The sequence below is a fragment of the Psychrobacter sp. UBA6766 genome, assembly GCF_002453355.1.
GTDB lineage: Bacteria > Pseudomonadota > Gammaproteobacteria > Pseudomonadales > Moraxellaceae > Psychrobacter.
The window spans coordinates 1-19635 of the sequence record NZ_DKGQ01000013.1 but is presented as its reverse complement, the minus strand read 5'-3'; the positions used below and the strand labels follow the sequence as shown (position 1 = coordinate 19635).

The following is a 19635-nucleotide window of genomic DNA, read 5'->3' as shown; positions in this document are numbered from 1 at the left end:
CATTATTTACTACTATTAATATCTTCCTCATCAAAACTCTTAATCTCACCACTTACACTACGCAAAAAATCATCACTCTGTGCCAGTAATTCGTTTAAGCGTTCTTCATTAATAAGCCGTGCTAGCTCATCAGCGCTAAAAGGCTGCTCTTGACTATAATATAGCAGCTCAACATCATCCGTCTGTTCTAGTCTTTGCAAATATTCCTCAACATTCTCAGCGCTAGAGTTAGTATGCAAAAATTTATCATTATCATTCATTAAAACCACCTTATGCCGCTCGGCGTTATTAAGCCATCTAACGGCACATCCCACGGTTGACGTTGTAACTGCTCAACCACTTGAAAGTCGTAGCACCAGCCAATTTTTAACGGTTTTTTTAACCCTGCCTGATAGCTTTTACCAAGCGTTGTATCATAAAAACCGCCACCCATCCCCATACGATTGCCATTTTTATCAACCGCCACGAGCGGACAGATAATCACATCTAACTCACGCGCCCACAGCAAGCGCCGATGATGGTTTTGCTTCATTCCTAAACGATGAATACGTGACGGGACATTCAATAATGTTTTATGATAAATAGGCACAAAGCGCAGGTGTTTATCAACGTTACCCTTATCGTCACGTCCAAGCGAACCAACCACTGGTAAATAAGGCTGATAATTTAAGCGTATGATCCAGTCTAACAGTGGCTGAGTGGGTAACTCACCAAAGCCATCATAATATAAGCCGATACGCGCATGCGGTGGTAAGCGTTGTTGCAATTTAATTAAATGCGAACTTGCCATGCGCGCGTACTGTCTACGTTCGCCAGCCGTTAACTGGCGACGCTGGCGCGTAAATTGCCGTCTTGGTGGATTGTTCAAAATACTTGCTACTTGGACAGTATTTTTAGAGCGAGCGTCATCGGTCGATAACTGAGATATCGAATCAGATAATGCAGTAGTAGATTGTTGTTGGCTGGTACTTTTAGACATCAGTTAGCCTCACGGACTTGGAGAAATTTGTCATAAGTCATGCTATCATAACGGCACTTTAAAACGTATTTTCCTTTATGTGCAGCGTATGTTGCACTTTTTCGAAGCAGCTATACAACAAACCATCAAAGAGGGTAGTTATGTCGACACAGAATCAGGCAACTCGTACCGAAAAAGATACCATGGGCAACGTGGAAGTCCCAGCTGATGCTTATTGGGGTGCGCAAACTCAGCGTAGCCGTGAGAACTTTAAAATTGGTGGCGAGACGTTGCCACGTCCGATGATTGAAGCGATGGCACTGGTTAAAAAAGCCGCTGCTATTACTAATGCGAGCCTTGAGCGTATCGATGGCGATAAACGTGATCTAATCGTCCAAGCTGCTGACGAAGTCATCAATGGTGGCTTAACCGACCAGTTCCCATTGGTGGTTTGGCAGACGGGTTCTGGTACGCAGTCAAACATGAATATGAACGAAGTATTGGCCAATCGTGCTAATGAAATCGCAGGTTCTGAGCGTGGCAGCTACACGCCAATTCACCCAAATGACCATGTCAACCATGCGCAATCTACCAACGACAGCTTCCCAACCGCGATTCGTGTGGCAGCAGCTCGTCAAATCAATAGCTTATTGATTCCAGCGGTACAAGCACTACGTGACACTTTGGATAAGAAAGCTAAAGAATTTGACAACATCGTAAAAATTGGTCGTACCCATTTACAAGACGCCACGCCTTTGACACTAGGTCAAGAATTTAGCGGCTATGTCAGCCAACTTAATCATTCTTTAACTCGTATCGACAATGCTCTACAAGGTTTATATGAGTTGCCATTAGGGGGCACAGCGGTTGGTACAGGTCTAAACGCCCATCCTGATTATGCAATAAAAGCAGCTGAGCAACTAGCAACATTGACTGGCCTACCGTTTGTCACTTCACCAAATAAATTTGAAGCGCTAGCCGCTCGTGATGCCGAAGTATTTGCTTCTGGGGCACTAAAAACCCTAGCAGCTAGCTTAAATAAAATCGCTAACGACGTACGTTGGTTGGCATCAGGTCCTCGCTGTGGTCTAGGCGAATTGACGATTCCTGAAAATGAGCCAGGCTCATCTATCATGCCAGGTAAAGTCAACCCAACCCAGTCAGAAGCAATGACCATGGTTGTCGCGCAAGTGATGGGTAACGACGTCACTATCAGCATGGCAGGCGCGTCAGGTAACTTTGAGCTAAACGTTTATAAACCAGTAATCGCTTTTAACTTATTGCAATCTATCAAGCTATTGGGCGATGCATGCAATAGCTTTAACGAAAACTGTGCCGTTGGTATCGAGCCAGTCAAAGACAAAATCGATGCCTTCTTGCATAACTCTTTGATGCTAGTAACGGCATTAAACCGTCATGTTGGCTATGAAAACGCGGCAAAAATCGCTAAGACGGCTTATAAAGAAAATAAAACCTTGAAGCAAGTAGCGGTTGAGTTAGAACTATTAACTGAAGCGCAATTTGATGAGTGGGTGACACCTGCTGACATGGTGCATCCTTCTTAAGCTGTCTAATATTTTTAGAATAATAAAAAGACCTTGTCACGTAATGTGGCAAGGTCTTTTTTTGCTCTTCTGACTCGGAAGCGATAGTAAACTGATCGTATACGCTTAACTTCACTTCCGACCAGTATTGTCGTTATTTACTATCTTACTTTATCGGTTTTCTTAGAGTATATATTTAACCAATTACCCGCCATTATCAGTATGATTCCCATTATTAAGGCAACGCTAAAATTCTCAGAATATAACAGTACACCAATGATTGAAATCAGCGGTAATCTAAACATATCCATCGTTACAACGAAGGTCACCTCTGCATGTTGCATGGCTTTGGTCATACAATAATGTGCTGATAGCGCGGTTACCCCTATGATGATAAGCCATAGCCACTGAATGCCTAATGGCGTGGTCCAACCTTCTATAAATAAAAATAATCCTAAAGGTGCTTGGATCAAACACATCATAAAAATGATAGCAAGAGGGCTTTCGGTATTAGACAGTAATTTTGTGGAAACATGAGAAAACGCATAACAAATGGCTGCGCCCAAAACGATCAGTGAGGCGTAGTTGGCGCCCTCTGCGCTGGGTTGTACGATAACTATTACCCCTAGAATACCTAATAGTACCGCCATCACTTTTTTTACCGTTATGGATTCTTTTAAAAAAAGGTACGAGATAATTATTGTCCAAAATGGCACAGTGAATTCAATAGCAAAAACGGTCGCTAAGGGCAGTAGTCCTATTCCTAAAAACCAGCCATATTGTCCCGCAAAATGAAATAAATTTCTGACTACATGTAATTCAATGCGTTTAGGGAATAAAAAGCCGCCCCTCTTCGATGAAGTATTTGATACCAATATTATCGGCACTAATACCAGTAGTCCTACAATACTTCGAAAAAATAATATTTGAAAAATACCAATTTGACCATTGAGCTCACGAGCGCCAATAGCCATTAAACAAAATGAGGTGAGCGCTCCAATCATCCATAGGGTAGAGTGGAACATAGTGTGATAATCCTTGTTTATATGACACCAAATCTGGCATTTATATTATAAGCAAATATTTTATATCATCAAAATGACATAATAAAAAAGCCAAGCAAAATGCTCAGCCTTTCCAAATCAAGTTTTTACAACATCAAATTCTAGAACTTATAAAGCAAACCGAGCGTCGTCGTGGCATCCGTCCGTGAGTCAACCATTGGACTATCGTATTGCTCATTTGGTAGATAGCTTAAACTTTGATTGGCAAATCCTGCCCAGCGCTCATTGAAATCATAATTGGCACTGATATTGATATAAGGGTTTAAGCTATTATTTGACTCATAAGCCTCAACGCCTGTTTTCGCCGACTCTTGCTCGTTAACGCCATAATAATAGTTATTATAGTCGGCATCCTGGTACTCAAAACCGATGCTTGGATAAACCGTCAGCTTGTTTTTAGTGATTTTAGCAAGATAGGTTAAGCGCGCCGTATTGCCACCACTTTTATCTAACACATCTGTGGCGACTTGCAGGCGGAAACCACCGATAGGGGTACGACGTAGATAGGATAGACCAGCAGCGGCTGAAGATTTACGTTTATCAAGACCTTGCAGCGCGCCAGTTGCATCGTCAGGATCGAACTCGCTGCCATCAAGCTGAGCGTAGGCAGACAGCTGATTGGTGCCATCATTAATGAGATAAGCGCCCGCTTGCGCACCGCGAGCATAGACTCTGTTGTTGTCATAAAACACACCCGGCAATACTTTTATGTCGGTGCTATCTTCCAAATCATAAGCTGACTTGACTGCTATCACATTGACGCCAACGCTGAGCTCAGCATCTTGGTCGGTTGGTAAGTTATTTTTGAAAAACGCGGCATTAGAAAAACTGGCGACGCCAAGTAAGGTAGTAGCGGTTAAGGCGCTAAGCACAGTGCGCTTAACTAGGTGAGATAGCGTTGGTGTTTTAGACATGATTTGCTCTCATAAGTGGGTAGGATAAATGGTTAAAAGTGAGTTGAGAAATGGAATAATCACAAATAAGTATGGCATTTTACTCAATGACAGCGAGCATTTGTAATATTTGCTGGTGAATATCTTGCCACCACCAGACAAAGCCAACGCTGATAAGCAGCATCACTAACCATGGTAACCATTGCCAAATAAGCGTCGATTTGGTTGTTTGTTGTTCATTAACTTTGCTGTGATTAAGGCTAGCGTGATTATTTATAGGTAAGTTTACAGCAGAGTCATGATTAAAACTGCTGTTATTCACAAAATCGGCCTCATTTTCAAAGCGGGGTACGGGGGCGGAAGCTTGGGTAGAATAGCCAGTGGCGCTGCTCGAATTGATATAAGTGGTGCGATAAATGTCTTGAACTCCACTAGACGTATTCTGTAACGTGATAGCCAACCGCTGACGGTAAGCAACGGCAAAAGCCAACGCGATTATTAAGCCTGTCACCGCGCCGCCAATATGACCCGCATTATCAATACCCGGAACGGCAAAGCCATATACCAGGTTGATGCCCATAATAATGATTAGACTTTTCAGATTGAGCACCATGCCATTGACTGAAATCTTAAATAGCGCGGCTATCAAGAGTGCGGCACCGATACCCATGATGCCACCAGAGGCGCCAGCCGATAGCCCAGGTTGACCAGTGCCATCCAAGAGACTTTGCCACGTGACATAGTTGTTCAATAAGTTGCCACCGATTGCCGCCAGTAAAAACAACGCCAAAAACTTCGCTGAGCCAAACATTGGCTCGGCGATTTGCCCAAAAAAGTACATGGCAAAACCGTTAAACAATAAATGCATCAGTCCAATGTGCAAAAAGGCACTACTTGCCAAGCGCCATGGTTCATTGTCCATGGTATAAGGCAGAGCATTGGCGCCCCATTTGAGCAATGCTTCGGTCGATGGATTATTGGCATCGACGCCGCTCAGAACCTGCATGGTAAATAGCCCGATAAAGCTTATTAATAGCAAAGTGGTGACGGGCGCGGTTTTTAATAATTGTTGAATGGTCATAAACGCAAACTATCAATAAAAAGTGATGAGTAGAGTATAAAGGCTAAGGTTAGGGCGTGTCACCCATAAGTGGGTTATAGTCGATTCAACTTAAAAAGGATACAGCATTGTTGCAGTAAATTTTTTGAAGGCTTGGAGTGCCGAGCACCCAGTAAGCGCGGAAAGTTTATACCAGCAGTATGCTATTTTGGACATACCCTTTTTATATCGAACTGAAAATATCACTATTTAATCAAGGCTACCTTTTTAATAAGCATTGATTTTGAGATTCTCGTAAGTGCCTTGAACCAGAATATCATCGGTCACTTGATTGATGTCGGTATGGCCACAAAACGCCATACTAATATCACACTCATTATAAATAAGTTCCAGCGCCCGGCGAACACCATCTTCGCCATAAGCGCCTAAACCATATAAAAATGCGCGACCAATCATCGTTCCATTAGCGCCAAGCGCTAAGGCCTTAAGCACATCTTGACCGGAGCGAATACCACTATCGAGCCAAATCTCAATATTACTATTTTCTACTCGAACCGCTTGCACGATATCAGTAAGCGCGGCAATAGAGGATAGCGCCCCATCGAGCTGACGTCCGCCATGGTTGGAAACGACCAACGCATCGGCACCGCTACGGGCAGCCAAGATGGCATCTTCAGGCTCCATGATACCTTTGATAATCAGCTTGCCGCCCCACATATCTTTAATATGCGCGACGTCATCCCAGCTCAGCGCCGGGTCAAACTGTTCAGCCGTCCATGCCGAGAGCGAAGAGATATCTTCGACATTTTTGGCATGACCGACGATATTGCCAAAGCTATGACGTTTGGTGCCGAGCATATTCATGCACCATTGTGGCTTGGTCATGAGGTTTAATATATTCCCAAACGTAGGTTTTGGCGGCGCAGATAGACCGTTTTTGATATCTTTATGGCGCTGTCCGAGGACTTGTAAATCCGCGGTTAAAATAAGCGCTGAACAATTGGCAGCCTTAGCACGGCGAATTAGGTTTGCCATAAACTCTTGGTCGCGCATCACATATAGCTGAAACCAAAACGGCGCACTGGTATTTTCCGCCACATCTTCGATAGAACAGATACTCATGGTTGAAAGCGAGAAGGGTACGCCAAATTTCTCTGCTGCTCGTGCGGCGTGAATCTCGCCATCCGCCCACATCATGCCGGTAAAGCCAGTTGGTGCAATAGCTACCGGCATTTTTACTTTTGAGCCTAGCATATCAGTGGCAAGCGCGCGTCCCTCCATGTTGACCAATACGCGCTGGCGCAATTTAATACGGTCAAAATCGATTTCATTATTGCGATAAGTAGTTTCAGTCCATGAGCCTGAATCGACGTAATCATAAAACATTCGCGGTACTTTGCGCTTAGCAACTCGCCGTAAGTCTTCAATTTCGGTAACTTTTTTTAAAGTTGGGCTTAACTCTTTCATAGGTTTCTCAGTATTACGATTCTTTATAATGGCTGGTTTATGATGGCTACTTTATTAAGCCACTTTATAAAAACTGTTTTATGACACTATTAATAAACGCTGCAAATCCAACACTGAAAACGGGTAATTTAAGCGTTTCGATGGCGTTAATATCACAGGAATCATGGTGGCAAACTCCATCATCAGTGCTTCATCACAATCGGCAATATCAACATGCTGATAGCGTATCGGCTGCACCGCTTGAAATTGAGCAAGCAACTGCTCAGCGATGTCACACAGATGACAGCCAGAAGTACCAAGTAGCCACCATTTATTCTGATTATCAGCCGTACCAAGATTGGGGCTCGCGGCAATCATCCGTGCCCGTAACATTGCTACCGTATTATCATTAGCCATATTTACACTCTTATTCTTATGTCTGTTTATTGCCTTTGTCGCCAAGTTTTTATCTTAAGCCATTTAAGCAAAAATCTGTAAATCACTTGGTATTATTTACATGATAAAGAAATGGGGTAAATAATGACAGCGATTGTGAGATTAGGTAAGATGACCTGCTATTTATGATTAGCGTGTTATTGTTAGCAATTTATTATGATGACTATTCTTTAACCACTCGGATATCGCTCGCATGGCAAGTTTTGGCAAATTTCTCAAACGCTTATTATTGGCATTCATGTTGTTGGTAGTGGCATTCCATATACTGGTCGCAGGACTACTGTTGATTTGGAAAACCCAGCCGATCAATAACAGTATGTTTATGCTGACCCATCGTTTGACGGGCGGCACGGTCACGCAGACGTGGGCAGAGTATGACGCCATTGCCAAATCTGCCAAACAAGCAGCGATTGTCAGTGAGGATTCAACGTTTAGCCAGCATAACGGTTTTGATATGAAAGGTATTGAGGCGGCACGTAAAAAGAACGAAGCGACTGGCAAAATGTCAGCGGGCGGCTCAACCATCTCCCAGCAATTAGCCAAAAATTTATTTTTAACCTCGCATCGCTCTTACACCCGTAAAGCCGAGGAGGCGATTATCACCGTAATGATAGAGACTCTGTGGGATAAGCAGCGCATTTTGACCGCTTATTTAAATGTGGCCGAGTTTGGCAATGGCATTTATGGTATTGAGGCCGCCGCCCAGTATTATTTTGATAAATCAGCTGCCAACCTAAACCGTGACGAATCGGCTTTACTCATTGCCATGCTGACCAATCCAAAATACTACGAAGGTCATCAAAGCGACAAACGCTTGCGCAATAAACAACGTATTATTAAAAAACGCATGAAAAATGCCGTCTTGCCACAATCAGCTTAACCTGTTTATTTATATGACGGCTGGATTTGCGCTAAGCGACTTAACGAAAAAATAATCTAAGAAAATTTTGGTGTAAAAAAAAGGGCAAAAGACAATTGGCATAAAAAGTCGCTTAAAAGGACTTTAGTAACAATACAAGATGACGGCGTATCGATCACGGTAAAGGAATAGGAAGGTGGCAGAGATGGGTAATAAGCAGAATAATGGTCATGAAGTTGACGACAATATTGATGTTGAGATAAACACCGATATCGAGGTCAGCACCAGCCTTATCGAAGTAGATAAAAATTTAACTCAAAGCTCGTCTGTGGACTTAACGGAAATTGATTGGCAGCGTTTGGATGATGGTAGCTATTCAGCCAGCAGCTATATTAACCGCGATTTGTCTTTACTGCAGTTTCATCTACGGGTATTGGCGCAGGCGGCCAGTCCTCGCCATCCTTTATTAGAGCGGTTGTTTTTCCTCATTATATTTTCGTCTAACTTGGATGAGTTCTTTGAGATTCGCGTCGCAGGAATCATGCAAAAACTCAATATGGGTGATGTTTCAACCAGTGCTCATGGCATGCGCCCAAGCGAAGTATTAAGAGAAATCTCTGCTATTACTCATGAAGCTATTAATGAACAATACCGCATTTTAAATGAAGATATCTTGCCCGCCCTTGCTAACGAAGACATCCGTTATCTAAAACGCGACGAGCTAAGCGCGGAGCAATCGGCGTGGATGAAGCAATATTTTACTGAGCAAGTTTCACCCGTTTTGACACCGATTAGCATTGATCCTGCCCATCCATTTCCGCGTTTAGTTAATAAGAGCTTAAACTTTATTGCTACGTTAGAGGGCAAAGATGCGTTTGGTCGCGATATCAACCTGGCGATTGTACCAGCGCCGCGCAGTCTACCGCGTGTCATTCGTCTGCCGGATGAGCTAACGGGTGGTAAAGAGCACCATGTGATGCTGTCCGCCGTGATTCATGAGCATATCGGTGAGCTATTCCCGGGGATGAATGTCACCGGCTGCCATCAGTTTAGGCTAACGCGCAATGCCGATTTGGATTTGGCAGACGATGTCGATGATATTGCCAAAGCGTTAGAGGGCGAGCTTGAAAACCGCCGTTTTGGCGATAAGGTGCGTTTAGAGGTCACTACCGATTGCCCAGCGCCCATTAGCGATTATTTGCTCAATGAGTTTGAGCTGCATGACAATCAACTTTACCGCGTCAATGGTCCTGTCAACTTAACACGCTTGCTGTTTGACTTTAACATTCCAGCGCTGCGTTATCAGCCTTTTACTCATGTCGTTCCCAAACCGTTTCGTCGTGAAGTCGATAAACTCGATAAAGCGACCAGCATGTTTGCCGCGATGCGTAAAGGCGATGTTTTGACACACCATCCGTTTCACGCGTTCTCGCCAATTATCAACTTACTGTGGCAAGCGGCAAATGACCCAAAAGTATTGGCCATTAAGCAAACATTGTATCGTTCAGGAACCAATTCAGAAATCGTTAAAGCTTTAGCGGCAGCGGCGCGTCATGGCAAAGAAGTGACAGCGGTTATTGAATTACGCGCCCGTTTTGATGAGGCCTCAAATATCGCCGTCGCCAACTATCTACAAGAAGCTGGCGCAGTAGTAGTTTACGGTATTGTTGGCTACAAAACCCATGCCAAGCTGATGCTTATCATTCGCCGTGAAGACGATAAAATTCGCCGTTATGTGCATCTAGGTACTGGTAACTATCACGCTGCCAATGCCAAGGTTTATACCGATTACGGATTATTCACAGCCGACCCTGACATCTCAGAAGATGTGCACAAAATATTCCAAGAGCTAACGGGAATGGGTAAACCGGCCAATCTGAAAAAACTCCTCCATGCACCCTTCACGCTGCATGAAAAGCTAATGAGCTTTATCGATGATGAGATTACTCATGCCGAGGCGGGCAAGCGCGCGCATATCATCGTCAAGGTCAATGCGCTGACCGAGCGCCGTCTGATTGATAAATTATATGACGCGTCGCAAGCAGGCGTTAAAATTGAGCTGATTTTGCGCTCTATGTGCTGCCTGCGCCCGCAAGTAAAAGGGTTGTCTGAAAACATCACCGTACGTTCTGTCATCGGGCGTTTTTTAGAGCATACTCGCATTTATTACTTTTATAATGATGGTGACGAGCGCTTGTATTGCGGCAGTGCTGACTGGATGGATCGCAACTTATTCCACCGCGTTGAGGTCGCGTTTCCAATTGAAGATAAAAAACTATTTAAGCAAATTTATCAAGATGGATTAATCAACTATCTAAGAGACAATACTCAAGCGTGGATTTTAGGCGGTGATGGCGTCTGGCAGCAATTGCAGCCAGCGGCAGATGAGACGCCTCACATTGCTCAAGAGCATTTGTTAAAGGTTATTAATGGCGTTGGCGAGTCAGTGTAGCGTAATTTTCCAGCGCCATTTTTAAACGCTATATACTCTGTAAAAGTCCAATAAAACCAAGTACAGGTAAACACAGGTGCTTGGTTTTTTTATTGGGTGAAGAGTGATGAAAGTTACAAACTGTCGGGTAACCTCACATTTATTCACACATTGATACCGCAGTACACTGGTGAGAAGCCGAAAATTCTTCTTATAATTAATTTATACCTTGTCGTTGATAGCTTGTTTGTTAATAAATGGTCGTTCATAAATTATCACTCATAAGGAGTTATCTATATATTAATAATTTACAAATGGTTGACAAGGATAATGAATCATAAATCCATTATAAAAAAGAAGGGTTTTACCATGAGCAATACTAATAATGATACATCTGATGTTAAAAAAGCAGCAGAACAAGCAGATAGTCAGCAAATCGAAAAAAACTTAGAAAATAAAAAGCAGGTAGATACACCAGAGAACTTAACTGAACAGCAAAAGACACCTTTTATCGAAGAAGATTTACGCACTGACAAATAATAAATTCGTATGATGAGTTATTACCAGTAAAAGAGAAACGTAATCGGTAAATGTCATCTGATGCTTAACCATAAACGCGAGGCACGCGCCATGAAAGATAGAACCCATCCTAATGATGAAGAACCAGTTCCAATTAATGATCCAGCCGCATTAAAACCAAATAACCCTAAAAACAGCTATAAAGGTCGAAAATACGAACCAGATATTGATGGACCTGAACAAGCGTCGCAAGAAACCGATGAAGTTTATGTAGATCCACGCAAAGAAGAGAATTTGCCAGCTGGTGGCAAGAATGTGGCAGATTTAAACGCTTATGACTTGTCTCAAAAAAATAATGAGTAATTGGTAGCAGTTATTCAATTGAAAGATAAATGAGCGAATGTAGCGATTTACTATCATGATAAAAATAATAATTTAAAAAAAGATAAGGATACCACGATGCAATCCAAAGATATGCCAACCAAAGATCCTGAATTAACCAAAACCCGCCTTCAAGAAGCGGATGTTGAGGTTGATTCCTTTAGTGCTCACGATGAAATAGAAGAAAATACTAGAATAAATAAAGGTACCGATACCTTTAAAGAAGGTATCATAGATTCAGAGCATGTAAATTATAATGATAACCCAGCGCGTCAGCCAGATCGCCGCGATCAAGAGGGCAATGCCTTCGACGAAGGCGTGAATGAGCATAACACCATTCACGAAGCGGCTAAGAGTACAGATATAAATGACCTGAATCGTTATGCAAATATTGACAATGCGCAAACGCGTGTATTAAACCCCGATGAAAAAGACGTCTAATCTTTAGATGGTCACTCATTGGTCATTGAAAGGTTACTCACATGCAGAATTATGGCATGTTCAGACAGTTATTGTTTTTATAGCGTTAGTTTGACAGCCTTAGTTTTTAATAAATTAGAAAGAGAATTGCCATGAATATGCCAAATGATAGGGAAGTCGATGTCACTTACCAAAAACTGAATCATCCAGAAGACAATCCTAAACTTAAAGATGCCGATGACAATAAGGGGATTGTTCCCGATGATGCTCTGCAAAAGGTTAACCCAGCGGAAGCGGAAAGATTAACGAATGATCATGATCCACACCATGTTGTAAAAAATCATAAGCAGTATGACACCTCGGTAACAGAAAGCGATAGATGAAGTTTTTAATAAAATAAGCGTATTTAAGAAAAATAAAAAATATCGATTCAGATAATGGATTTAATCCGGATTAAGTAAAAAGGCACAACATTTAGCGAGATTGTCATTACCTAACTGTTGTACCCTTTTTATTTTAAATCATTTTTTACTTCAAATGAAATTTAATAGGAAGTCCGTGCAAATCAAGCAGGTATACCGCTGTGAAAGCGTAGCTCGTTATCTGGACTTGATATCAGCTCTGCTTCGACTGCTTTAAAAAAGGCAACGCGCTCATCGATATTGTCGTCAGACAACGACTGCGCCAACGCCAGATAATACTCAAAATGACGACTTTCTGACTTGAGCAGATAACGATAATACTTCGCCAAACGCTCATCATTGATGACTTCCGCCAACGCTGCAAAACGCTCACAAGAGCGCGCTTCTATAAACGCCCCGATAATTAATACATCTACCATCGCTGATGGCTCGTAAGTGCGTTTATGTTTAAGCATCCCTTTTGCATAACGCCCCGCACTCAAATATGTCCATTCTTGTCCTCGCTCATTCATGATGCCGAGTACTTGTTCATAGTGCAGCATCTCCTCACGTATTAACTGTGCTAACTTTCGCTGTAAATCGTATGAGAACTCATAACGAAACATTAGATTCATCGCCGTGCCAGCTGCTTTTTTCTCGCAATTGGCATGGTCTTGAATGATTAACGGCAAACCCCCAATGGCGGCATTGACCCAAGCTTGGGTGGTGCGGGCCCCCAAAAATTTATAAATAGGCGATAGGTCCACTTTTAGAGGCGTTCTTAGTTGAGTTATATCAACACTGTCTTCTTGTGTATCATGCTCTTGAGTAAGTTCTGCAGGGTTCTGCTCATTTATAGTCATAGTTTCTCTGGGCCTCATTAAAATTTATTGAGAAGGGAGTTGTTTGAACGCATTGATAAAATAACTTTTCTAACAACAAGTATTTTTACTACCCTTTCAAGTTTTTTTACTATCATTTAGCGCTCTTCTGAGCCTCTTGTGCTTATATTTGATAGATAACCATAAAGCATAAATACATATTGTAATTATTACTTACAGTTCTAATATGTTTTTAAGTGGATAGACGCCGCCAAGCTATTTATAGCGTTCAAGGCTTATATCTTATAAGGTATCATTTATAGACAGCCTAAGTATTTACTTGCTAAATGAGGTTTCCTTGTTTATTTTATTATTTGATAGTAGGATGATATTTTGCTTTTGGGACATTTTGTCTTACTATTATTGTCAGTTAATAGTCAGCGACTCAGCATTATATCAACTATCAATACTAGCGCACAAAGTAAAGGTTAGCGATTTAGTATTTGCTTAAACTGGTGCAAATAGTAGCAACTCAGATAGTACAACCTAGGATTAACACACTTCACGAACAGATAAGGATAACAATATGAGCCAGTCTTCTAACGCCAATCGTATTCAAAAAGGCATTCTTGCCATCGATAAGCAGTTGTTCGATTTTATTGAAAACGAAGTGCTGCCGAAAGTCGGTGTTGATTCAGACAGTTATTGGTCAGGATTTGAAAAGGTCATCAAGGAGTTTACGCCACGCAACAAAGAGCTACTCGCGACCCGTGCTAAAATCCAAGAACAAATTAACCAATGGCACCTAGACCATCCTGCCAAAGATGGCGATATTGATTACCCAGCTTATAAAGCGTTTTTACAAGAAATCGGATACTTATTGCCAGAAGGCGACGATTTCAAAGTTAGCACCCAAAACGTCGATGACGAGATTGCTCATATCGCAGGACCACAATTAGTCGTACCAGTTCGTAATGCGCGCTATGCGTTGAACGCAACCAATGCACGTTGGGGTAGCTTGTACGATGCTTTATACGGCACAGATGTGATCAGCGATGAAAATGGTCAAGAGGCAAAAGATGGCTATAACCCAACGCGAGGCGCAGCTGTCGTCGCCTATGCCAAAAAATTCTTAGATGAAAACTTTGCCCTAGCATCAGGCTCATATAACGATGCCACTGGCTTTAAAGTGGTTGATGGCAAGCTTGAAGTCATGCAAGGCGATAGCAGTACCGAACTAAAAGACGCCGCTCAGTTTGCAGGTTTTGTGGGTGAGGCCGAAAGTCCAACTGGCATTTTATTAAAGAACAACAATTTACACGCTGAAATCCAAATCGATGGCAGCCATCCAGTTGGTAAAGACGATCTAGCAAACATCAAAGATGTGCTATTAGAATCAGCCATTACGGCAATTCAAGATTGTGAAGATTCAATCGCTGCGGTTGATGCTGAAGAAAAAGTAGAAGTGTATCGCAACTGGTTTGGCTTGATGAATGGCGATTTGCAAGAAACTTTTGAAAAAGGCGGCAAAACTCGTACGCGTAAACAAAATCCGGATCGCGAATACACCACGCCAGATGGCGGTGCGCTTGTCTTACCAGGTCGCTCACTCTTACTGCTCCGTAACGTTGGTCACTTGATGCAAAACCCAGCCATCTTAGTCGATTTGGGCAATGGTCAAGAAGAGATTTTCGAAGGCTTGATGGATGGTTTGATTACCCCGTTATTGTCGTTAAATGATCTTAAAGGCAAAAACGAGCTATCAAACTCGCGTACAGGCTCGATGTATATCGTTAAACCAAAAATGCATAGCCCTGAAGAAGTCAAAATGGCAAACGATCTGTTCGATGCTGCCGAAGACCTATTAGGCTTAGAGCGTAACACCATTAAGATCGGTGTTATGGATGAAGAGCGCCGTATGACGGTCAACCTAAAAGAAGCCATCCGCCAAGCCAAAGAGCGCGTTATTTTTATCAATACAGGATTCTTAGACCGTACCGGTGATGAGATGCATACCAGTATGAATGCCGGTCCTTTTGTACGTAAAGGCGATATGAAATCGCAAGCTTGGCAACCCGCCTATGAGCAGTGGAACGTCGATATTGGTTTAGAGACGGGCCTACAAGGTCATGCGCAGATTGGTAAAGGCATGTGGGCGAAGCCTGATGAAATGAAAGAGATGATGGAAAGCAAAATCGCGCATCCACAAGCAGGTGCTAGCACTGCATGGGTACCATCACCAACGGGTGCTACTTTGCACAGCATGCATTACCATGAGGTCAATGTCGCGGATGTTCAAGACAGCCTAAAATCACGCAAGCGTGCCAGCTTAGACGATATTTTGACTATTCCATTGGCAAAAGACACCAACTGGACAGAAGAAGAGAAACAACAAGAGCTAGACAACAACGCCCAAGGTATCTTGGGGTACGTCGTACGCTGGGTAAACCAGGGCGTTGGTTGTTCTAAAGTTCCTGATATTAATGATGTAGGTTTAATGGAAGATCGTGCGACCTTACGTATTTCAAGCCAGCACATCGCTAACTGGTTACATCATGGCGTGGTAAGTGAAGAGCAAGTCATGGACACCATGAAGCGCATGGCAAAAGTCGTCGATGAGCAAAATGCTGGCGATAGTAGCTATCAGCCGATGGCAAATGACTTTGAGAACTCTTACGCATTTAAAGCAGCTTGTGATCTAGTCTTTAAAGGTCGCGAGCAGCCGAGCGGTTACACCGAACCATTATTGCATCAAGCGCGCTTGGATCTAAAAGCAAATACTCACTGCTAGGTAGCTTTTTTTATTGTTGATTAAGTGAGTGATAAAATAAATGAGTCGGGTAGACCATAATTAGACTTTACCGTCGGGCTACTTATCAGTGATAACTAGCCCTATGCTGATAAATTTTATTCTGCTTATCAACAGAAGACTTAAGTCTACTAACGTTGATTATAAACTCACCCTTATTCGTCTGTAGCGAGTAGGGGTGTTTTTTTATTTATATAAGAATAAACGTAAAACCTTATGCTGGCTAGGGACTTCAATATTTTTCATTATTAAACACCGAAAAATATGTTGCAAATTATGTCAAAGTTGTTATGCTTGTAATCGAAGTATGAGTTTGGTAACGGATGTTACACAACAGAGCGATAAAGACCACCGTTTACATGGCAGTTACGATTTTTATCTAAGTTATGTAAGTCATGGTTTTTTTCATCTTACGGTAATAGCACTTCGCCACACTTGTTTCTGACTAATCTCGGTAGCCAGTTACACATTATATCTTTGAGGATTTGTGACGATACCATATTGGGCAACGGCTAATAATAGCTCGCTCATTACTAAAATTGTAAAGTGGAGATACCCCCATGAAAAAACTACTTTTAGCTTCAGCAATCGCTGCCCTATCTGTATCTGCGGCTAATGCAGCACCAACTCTATACGGTAAAGCATTCTTAGCTGCTGACTATGTTAATGCCGAATTGGATGGACCTGCTGGCTATAACTATGACGAAGATACCGTAGAGATTAATTCTCATGCTTCACGTATCGGTCTTAAAGGTTCTGAAGCCATGACTGCTAACACTGATGTTATCTATCAGTTAGAGTATGGCACACGCATTGATGGTGATAGCAATGGTTTTACTAACCGTGATACATTCCTTGGTGTTGTAAACAAACAGTTCGGTGAATTCCGTGTTGGTAAAAACCAATCAACACTAGCTCGTATTGATAACGTTGTGGTAAACCAAGGTTACTGGGATAACCTAGGCCAAACTCAAAACGAAAGTGAAGTGGTTTCAGCATTAAACATGGTGGATAGTAACCGTATCCCAAGTTCAATCATCTGGACTGCGCCTAAATATAACAACTTACCATTAGAAATATCTGCCATGTATAGCTCTGACGATGCCAATGGTAATGACAACTCAGGCTTTGGTGTTGCTGCGCTATTTGACCAAGGTACAGGATTTACTGCTGGCTTAGCGTATGACAAGGATCAAAATATTGTTGGTGGTGGTGACGTTATCCGTGGTACAGCAACTGTTGATCTAGGTAAATTTATGGCAGCTCCAGTAAGATTGGGCGCCCTATACCAAGTTGCTGATTATGATGGCGGCGAGTCAAAAGAAAAAGGTTTCGTCATCAGTGGTGAGATGCCTCTAACGAACTTTGCTCGTCCAGCATCAGTGTATGCTCAGTATAACAACACCTCTAACCTAAATGGTTTTGATAATTCTGACTCTGATCAAATCGTTGTTGGTGGTAAATACTTTTATAAAGACAACATCATTGCTCATCTTTATGCTGGTTTGAATAAAGCTGATAATGTTGGTTACACGTATTATACGGATTCACCTATTGAAGGAGAAGATCGTATAAAAAATGATATAAAAGGCGATGCAGAGGTATTCGTACTTGGTACTGGTCTAGAATACAAATTCTAATCTAAGCATTAGAATCTGATTATAAAAAGCTCATCCTTCGGGGTGAGTTTTTTTGTTATGCGCTTTTTAAAGGGGTAGTGGCGTATAATAGTCATGCCTATGATGACTGTGCGCTTATGGTGGCTAAGCGCTAAAAACTGAGTGTTTTAAAGAGTTTGTGCTTTTGCCCTATATTTTTTGGCGTATTTTTAGTAAAATCCTTCTTTACCAATTACCGACAGAGTACTATGACCAAGTTTATATTTGTGACCGGTGGGGTAGTGTCCTCACTAGGAAAAGGTATTACCGCAGCCTCTCTTGCAGCCGTCTTAGAGGCGCGTGGTGTAAGCGTAACGATGACCAAAATGGATCCGTATATCAACGTCGATCCTGGGACAATGAGTCCGTTCCAACACGGCGAAGTGTTCGTGACCGAAGATGGCGCCGAGACTGACTTGGATTTGGGCTATTATGAGCGTTTTTTACGCCATTCAAAGATGAGTAAGAGCAACAACTTCACCAGTGGTCGCATCTATCAAAACGTATTGAATAAAGAACGCCGCGGTGAATATTTGGGCGGTACGGTTCAGGTGATTCCGCATATCACTGATGAGATCAAAAGCAAAATCCTTGCCAGTGGTCAAGGTTATGATATCGCTATTATCGAGATTGGCGGTACCGTCGGTGACATCGAGTCACTTCCCTTTATGGAAGCGGTTCGCCAAATGCAAGTGGAGCTTGGACGCAATCGCGCCATGCTCATGCATTTAACATTGGTGCCTTATATTGCTAGTGCGGGCGAAACCAAAACCAAGCCCACCCAGCATTCAGTAAAAGAGCTACGCTCTATTGGTCTGCAGCCAGATATCTTAATCTGCCGCTCTGATCACCATATCTCACAAGACAATCGCCGCAAGATTGCGTTATTTACCAACGTCGAAGAGCGTGCGGTCATTATGTGTGAAGATGCCTCGAGCATCTATCAAATACCGCGTACCCTGCATGAGCAAGATCTTGACGACTTAATCTGTGAGCGTTTTGGTCTTGATGTACCAGAAGCGGATTTGAGCGATTGGGATAAAGTGGTTGAAGCACAGCTCAACCCTGAAGCGGCGGTGACGGTTGCGATGGTAGGTAAGTATGTTGAATTGCCAGATGCCTATAAATCTATCAACGAAGCTTTGTTGCATGCAGGTATTACCCATAAAGCCGACGTCAAAATTGACTATATCGATGCTGAGCTGTTAGAAACGGATGAGCAGTTATTTGCCCGTCTCGACGATGCCGATGCTATTTTGGTGCCGGGCGGTTTTGGTGAGCGCGGCACGGTAGGTAAAATGAAAGCCATTACCTATGCGCGTGAAAATAACGTGCCGTATCTTGGTATCTGTCTCGGTATGCAACTAGCAGTGATTGAATACGCGCGTAATGTATTGCATATCGATGCCAATTCTTCTGAGTTCCATCGCACCGCAGCCGAACCTATCATTGGTTTGATTACCGAATGGTTAGATGAGCGCGGCGAGCTACAGATTCGTAGCGATGATTCAGACCTTGGTGGCACCATGCGTTTAGGCGCTCAGCAAGCCGAGTTGGTGGCCGGTAGTAAGCTTGCGCAAATCTATGGCGCAACCAATATTACCGAGCGTCATCGCCATCGTTACGAGATGAACAGTCGCTATATCGAACCATTAGAGCAAGCAGGCATGACCATATCTGGCTATTCTGCCAAGCAGCATTTGGTTGAGTCGGTTGAGATTCCTAACCATCCTTGGTTTGTCGCGGTACAGTTCCATCCTGAATTTACAAGCTCGCCACGTGGTGGTCATCCACTGTTTAACAGCTTTGTTAAAGCCGCAAGAAACTATAGCGACAATAAATAATACTTATCTCACAACAGCTTTAGCTCTATCGTTATAAAAAAGACTGATCTTGAACTGACCCCCATAAGTTG

General features: G+C 42.7%; 18 protein-coding genes. 10 read left to right on the top strand and 8 right to left on the bottom strand.

Going from position 1 to position 19635, the window contains the following annotated elements; translation table 11 throughout:
* Positions 1–2: 2 nt before the first annotated feature.
* A complete protein-coding gene (locus tag B4K26_RS03175; RefSeq protein WP_296243497.1) occupies positions 3–260 on the bottom strand; it encodes a hypothetical protein in 258 nt (85 codons plus the stop codon).
* Positions 260–979, bottom strand: a complete 720-nt coding sequence (locus B4K26_RS03170) for a 5-formyltetrahydrofolate cyclo-ligase (protein WP_296243496.1) — start codon at positions 977–979, stop codon at positions 260–262. The genes B4K26_RS03175 and B4K26_RS03170 overlap by 1 nt, the downstream gene beginning before the upstream one ends.
* 140 nt (positions 980–1119) lie before the next feature.
* Here B4K26_RS03170 and fumC point away from each other — a divergent pair, with 140 nt between their 5' ends.
* Positions 1120–2523 (top strand): class II fumarate hydratase, encoded by a 1404-nt coding sequence (gene fumC / locus B4K26_RS03165; protein WP_296243495.1) that lies wholly within the window; start codon positions 1120–1122, stop codon positions 2521–2523.
* Positions 2524–2663: 140 nt separating this feature from the next.
* Here the strand turns inward: fumC and B4K26_RS03160 are convergent, their stop codons facing one another.
* From B4K26_RS03160 to B4K26_RS03140, 5 genes are all read right to left on the bottom strand, one after another.
* Positions 2664–3527 (bottom strand): DMT family transporter, encoded by an 864-nt coding sequence (locus B4K26_RS03160; RefSeq protein ID WP_296243494.1) that lies wholly within the window; start codon positions 3525–3527, stop codon positions 2664–2666.
* 140 nt (positions 3528–3667) lie between these two features.
* The gene (locus B4K26_RS03155) at positions 3668–4480 is read right to left on the bottom strand and encodes a MipA/OmpV family protein (RefSeq protein ID WP_296243493.1); all 813 of its coding nucleotides are present in this window, start codon (positions 4478–4480) and stop codon (positions 3668–3670) included.
* Positions 4481–4559: 79 nt separating this feature from the next.
* Positions 4560–5540 carry a rhomboid family intramembrane serine protease gene (locus B4K26_RS03150; RefSeq protein WP_296243492.1) on the bottom strand — a complete coding sequence of 327 codons (981 nt, stop codon included), beginning with the start codon at positions 5538–5540 and terminating at the stop codon, positions 4560–4562.
* A 246-nt stretch (positions 5541–5786) separates the two neighbouring features.
* Complete coding sequence (locus B4K26_RS03145) at positions 5787–6986, bottom strand: alpha-hydroxy acid oxidase (RefSeq protein WP_296243491.1); 1200 nt, start codon at positions 6984–6986, stop codon at positions 5787–5789.
* Between the two features lie 78 nt (positions 6987–7064).
* Positions 7065–7382 carry a glutaredoxin family protein gene (locus B4K26_RS03140; protein WP_296243490.1) on the bottom strand — a complete coding sequence of 106 codons (318 nt, stop codon included), beginning with the start codon at positions 7380–7382 and terminating at the stop codon, positions 7065–7067.
* A gap of 232 nt (positions 7383–7614) precedes the next feature.
* On the opposite strand from B4K26_RS03140, the gene mtgA reads away from it, so the two are divergent.
* The 6 genes from mtgA (at position 7615) to B4K26_RS03110 (ending at position 12414) form a co-directional block, all read left to right on the top strand.
* Entirely contained in the window at positions 7615–8301 is a 687-nt protein-coding gene (gene mtgA, locus B4K26_RS03135; protein ID WP_296243489.1) for a monofunctional biosynthetic peptidoglycan transglycosylase, read from the top strand.
* Positions 8302–8485: 184 nt separating this feature from the next.
* Positions 8486–10732: a polyphosphate kinase 1 gene (gene ppk1, locus B4K26_RS03130; RefSeq protein ID WP_296243488.1), complete on the top strand. Its 2247-nt coding sequence runs from the start codon at positions 8486–8488 to the stop codon at positions 10730–10732.
* A 348-nt stretch (positions 10733–11080) separates the two neighbouring features.
* Positions 11081–11251: a hypothetical protein gene (locus B4K26_RS03125; protein ID WP_296243487.1), complete on the top strand. Its 171-nt coding sequence runs from the start codon at positions 11081–11083 to the stop codon at positions 11249–11251.
* 90 nt (positions 11252–11341) lie between these two features.
* A complete protein-coding gene (locus B4K26_RS03120) occupies positions 11342–11593 on the top strand; it encodes a hypothetical protein (protein ID WP_296243486.1) in 252 nt (83 codons plus the stop codon).
* A 96-nt stretch (positions 11594–11689) separates the two neighbouring features.
* Positions 11690–12052 carry a hypothetical protein gene (locus B4K26_RS03115; RefSeq protein WP_296243485.1) on the top strand — a complete coding sequence of 121 codons (363 nt, stop codon included), beginning with the start codon at positions 11690–11692 and terminating at the stop codon, positions 12050–12052.
* A 137-nt stretch (positions 12053–12189) separates the two neighbouring features.
* A complete protein-coding gene (locus tag B4K26_RS03110; RefSeq protein ID WP_296243484.1) occupies positions 12190–12414 on the top strand; it encodes a hypothetical protein in 225 nt (74 codons plus the stop codon).
* Between the two features lie 182 nt (positions 12415–12596).
* Here the strand turns inward: B4K26_RS03110 and B4K26_RS03105 are convergent, their stop codons facing one another.
* Positions 12597–13295, bottom strand: a complete 699-nt coding sequence (locus tag B4K26_RS03105) for a tRNA-(ms[2]io[6]A)-hydroxylase (RefSeq protein ID WP_296243483.1) — start codon at positions 13293–13295, stop codon at positions 12597–12599.
* Between the two features lie 544 nt (positions 13296–13839).
* Here B4K26_RS03105 and B4K26_RS03100 point away from each other — a divergent pair.
* The 3 genes from B4K26_RS03100 (at position 13840) to B4K26_RS03090 (ending at position 19564) form a co-directional block, all read left to right on the top strand.
* Entirely contained in the window at positions 13840–16044 is a 2205-nt protein-coding gene (locus B4K26_RS03100) for a malate synthase G (protein ID WP_296243482.1), read from the top strand.
* A gap of 578 nt (positions 16045–16622) precedes the next feature.
* Entirely contained in the window at positions 16623–17702 is a 1080-nt protein-coding gene (locus B4K26_RS03095) for a porin (protein WP_296243481.1), read from the top strand.
* 227 nt (positions 17703–17929) lie between these two features.
* The gene (locus tag B4K26_RS03090; protein ID WP_296243480.1) at positions 17930–19564 is read left to right on the top strand and encodes a CTP synthase; all 1635 of its coding nucleotides are present in this window, start codon (positions 17930–17932) and stop codon (positions 19562–19564) included.
* Positions 19565–19635 lie beyond the last annotated feature (71 nt).